General features: G+C 72.9%; 3 protein-coding genes and 1 pseudogene. 2 read left to right on the top strand and 2 right to left on the bottom strand.

Going from position 1 to position 3,031, the window contains the following annotated elements; all coding sequences use genetic code 11:
• A pseudogene (locus JS521_RS34900) lies at positions 1–445 on the top strand (serine/threonine protein kinase); the annotation flags it as partial.
• Positions 446–555: 110 nt separating this feature from the next.
• Here JS521_RS34900 and JS521_RS34895 read toward each other — a convergent pair.
• Together JS521_RS34895 and JS521_RS37105 are read right to left on the bottom strand one after the other, a co-directional pair.
• Positions 556–1,857 (bottom strand): hypothetical protein, encoded by a 1,302-nt coding sequence (locus JS521_RS34895; RefSeq protein WP_205086874.1) that lies wholly within the window; start codon positions 1,855–1,857, stop codon positions 556–558.
• A gap of 395 nt (positions 1,858–2,252) precedes the next feature.
• Positions 2,253–2,387, bottom strand: coding sequence for a DLW-39 family protein (locus JS521_RS37105; protein WP_003958712.1), 135 nt, complete (start codon positions 2,385–2,387; stop codon positions 2,253–2,255).
• A gap of 291 nt (positions 2,388–2,678) precedes the next feature.
• On the opposite strand from JS521_RS37105, the gene JS521_RS34885 reads away from it, so the two are divergent.
• On the top strand, positions 2,679–3,031 hold a 353-nt coding region (locus tag JS521_RS34885), incomplete at its 3' end, for a DUF6344 domain-containing protein (protein WP_205086873.1).

The following is a 3,031-nucleotide window of genomic DNA, read 5'->3' as shown; positions in this document are numbered from 1 at the left end:
GTCCGGCGCGCAGCCCTCCGCACCGCCCCCGGTCTCGATGTCGGAGACGGGCAGCTTCCACCTCGCACCGCCACCCGCGCCTGCGCCTGCGCCCGCGCCCGCGCAGCAACAGCCGTACGCGCAGACGGGGTTCCAGCAGGCAGGGCTCCAGCAGCCGCCGCCCGCCGCCCCGTTCACGACGGACGCACCGCCCCCGTACGCCGTCGGCGCACCGCACCCCTCCCAGGCGCCGACCTCCGGCCTGCCGCACGACTCCGCGGCCACCCGCGCCTACACCGCCCAGCAGCAGCACCCGCCGGTTCCGGCGCCACCGGTGCAGCACGCCGCGCCCCACGCACCCGCACGGCGAACGCGTCCGGGACCGCCCCCGAAGGTGGCGGCCGGGGTGCTGGTGGCGGCGCTGATCTGCTTCGCGGTCGGGATCTGGGCTCTGACCCAGGTCTGACGGGCCGGGCCCGGCCCTGACGGCTCCTGACCCGGGCCCGACGGCCGGTTCCGGACCCCGGCCGCACGGCGGCCGTAGGACGGGCGGCAACGGTAGGCCGGGCGGCCCGACTACCAGCCCTGCGGCGGCTGGTGGCCCCCACCGGCCGGGGGACCGGCGCCCGGGTGACCGGCGACCGGGGCGCCGGCCGTCGCCCGGCGGCGGGCCAGCAGCGTCCAGACGCCCAGGCCCAGCACCAGCACGGACCCCGTACCGATACCGGCCGCGGCAACGGCCTTCATCGGGCCGCTCTTTGCCGCCTGCTCGGCGTTCTGGCCCTTCCGGGCCACTTCCCGGTCCTGGTCGGTGACGCCGAAGACCCCGGCCTCCCCCTCGTACGGGGACTCCTCGGCCCGGTTCTTCACCTGGACCGACAGCTCGAACGGGATCGGCTCGGCGCCGTAGGACTTCTCCAGCTTCGGACTGAGGGAGACCGACAGGTAGTACCAGCCCGCGAAGCGCATGGAGCTGACCTGGGTCGAGGAGCCGAACCGGTTGCGGTAGGCCACCGGCGGCAGCGGCCGCAGCGACGCGGACGCGGGGCTTCCGGAGTACGAGAGCGAGGCGTCGGAGACATGTCCCTGGGCGGGGTTGTCCAGCGACAGGGTGAGCGCGTTGCCCACGAACTCCGTATCGGCGCCGGTGCTGTTGGAGAGCCCGGCAGTGGCGTGGATCTGCTGGCCCCAGTCCACCGGCACCCGGTAGAAGCGGGTCTGCCCGGGGGCCACGGTGTCCTGCCAGCGGCCGTTCTCCAGGCTGGTCGCCTCGGCGTAACCGGCCCCGCCGGACCGCTTCTGCTGCTTACCGGTCAAGGGTTGCGGCGAGGCCGACGGCCAGTTCTCGGGCGCCTCGGTCGGCATGGACGACCCGCTCTTCAGCCGCGGCTCCTTCAGGAAGCGCAACTCCAGGCCCCAGGCGTCGGAGTCGGCGGGATCCTTGGTCTCGCGCTCGACGAGGACGTCGTACTGGCCGCTCTCCTGGCAGGTGGTACCGCCCTCCTCCACGGTCCGGAAGGCGTACGCGGTAATGGGGCGGGCGTACTCGCCCGAGCCGAAGTTCGCCCGCCCCGAGCCGCACTGGCTGTCGTCGGTCTCCCGGAGGCTGACGTTGATGCCGTCGCCGTAGGCGACCGCGCCGCTGTCGCCGGGCACCGCGACCGCCGAGACGTAGGCGGCGGAGACGTCGTCCAGCGTGACCCGGTAGTAGAGCTTCTCGCCCGGGCTGATGGTGCTGCGGTACGGGACGCCCTCGTCGAGCTCGGACGCCTCGACGTTCGCCGTCGCCCCCTGCACGTTCTTCGCGTCGGGGTCGAACGCGTACGCCCCGGGGCCGGCCGCGTACGCCTGCCCCGGCAGGACCGCCGCCGCGCACATCGCCGCGAGTGCCGCGGCCACCACCCGCCCCCTGTTGCGCTGCCGCTGCCTCTTCACGCGCTTCCCCTCGTCGTCCTCACGCGCCGGTGCCCGTCGCCCGCCCGGCCGCGATGCCGGTCCATCCTGCCCCGCCCGCACCGCCGCTGTCTCCGGCCACAGGCGGAATGCCCTGCTTGTCCGGGTTCCCCGGCCGACACCCCCACTGACGGCCATTCACGTAAGCAAGCTATTAATTTGCGCAAGTGAATTCAAGGGATGCGCCGTCACCGTCACGCACCACAGAGACCCGGGCAACACAAAGACGCGGGCAACACCATCGCCCGGGCACCACGCAGCCCGGACAGCACGAAGCCCCCGCCGCTCAGCGACCGGGGCCCGTAACAGACTGTGCCGTCTCACACACCCGAACCTGCGGGCACGGAGTCGGTCGCCTCCGTCCACAGATCCTGCTCGGCGCGATCCGCCTGGATCTGGCGGTACACGAGGAGCCCGCCGATGGCGGCCAGTGCGACCAGGAGAAGCTTCTTCACCGCGCGACCTCGTCTTTCCTTGGCGTAAGGGCCTTCTGTCGCCGACTATACACACCGGCCGATACCGATCGGTGACCTGCCCGGACCCCTGCGGCAGCCCCTCCGGAGCGCCCGGAACGACCTCCCGGCACCCCCTCTCCGCCGCCCGCGAGGGCCTGTCCAGCCCGGTTGCACCATACGAGTGGTGTTAATCCGAAGATCGGCGCAGAGCGGGCGTCGCTCCCCGAAAACGCGGCCCGGATCCACATGATCGGAGAAGTCAGCAACCGGACCGTCCGAAAGCGAGGGGCCATGAGCACCTTCCAGCCCAAGAACCTCTGGACCGCCTTCATCACCGCCTTCTTCGCCCTCCTGGCGTCGCTGGGCCTCGTCACCGCCACGGCGCCCGCAGCGAACGCCACGAACGCCGCCACGCAGCCGGGCACCACGACCCACGAGCACACGGGTGCCACCGCGGCAACCCCGATCGCTCCCTCGGTCCGATGGACCCTTCCGCGTGACCGGGCCCTTCCGCCCACGATGAAGCAGCGCATCCGGGCCGAGGCCCACGGTTCCTCCCCGGCCACCCGCCACCTGTCGCTCGACCCCGCGGAAACCGCCCGCACGACCGGCCAGACCGGCTCCCACCCCACAGCCCCGGAAGG

This window comes from Streptomyces durocortorensis, from assembly GCF_016901035.1.
Lineage (GTDB): Bacteria > Actinomycetota > Actinomycetes > Streptomycetales > Streptomycetaceae > Streptomyces > Streptomyces durocortorensis.
The sequence above is the reverse complement of the archived record's forward strand: the minus strand, read 5'-3'. Positions and strand labels throughout refer to the sequence as shown.

Excerpts from the sequence above, each read along its gene's own strand:
- JS521_RS34895 (WP_205086874.1), bottom strand. The coding sequence starts at position 1,857 with ATGTGCGCGGCGGCGGTCCTGCCGGGGCAGGCGTACGCGGCCGGCCCC.